The 551-nt window shown below is 44.5% G+C and carries 1 protein-coding gene; it reads right to left on the bottom strand.

Annotated features, from left to right (window positions below):
- On the bottom strand, positions 1 to 454 hold a 454-nt coding region (locus tag A3738_RS07820), incomplete at its 3' end, for a LysE family translocator (RefSeq protein ID WP_197473691.1).
- Positions 455 to 551 lie beyond the last annotated feature (97 nt).

Genomic DNA, 551 nt, shown 5'->3' with positions numbered 1-551 from the left:
TAAAAGTTACTAAGATATACCATAGAGCATCTACAAACGCGGCAGTGGAAACCATGACAAGCGAATCAATCGGACTGTTATTTGCGTCAACGAATTGAGAGAACAAGGCGACAAAAAACACTGCTAGTTTTGGATTTAAAAATGCAATGAAAAAACCGTCTCGAACAGCTTGTCTGCCTTTCGGGCTTTCTACACCATTAATACTTAACTCGACCCCACTTAGCCCAGAAGCGAAACTACGTAACCCCATGTAGATTAGATACAACGCCCCCAACAGTATCAGTGTATTGTGCAGAAAAGGGAACGTTTTGCTAATGCTCGCAATTCCCAAAATTGTTGCGCACGCCCAAAGAGCAACCCCGCTAGCATGGGCTACCGAAACTTTAACACCTAAACGAAATCCGCCAGCTATCGCGTTTTGAAGGACACAAATTAAAGAAGGGCCTGGCGACATGGCTCCGAGAGCACAGGTTGCCAATAGTAAAAGCCATTGTTCAAAGGGCATTATTTCTAACCGTGTGAAAGGACGTCAAGGGCACTGTTGACCAAAA

The organism is Oleiphilus sp. HI0066, assembly GCF_001635725.1.
This window is presented reverse-complemented; position numbering and strand designations above follow the sequence as displayed.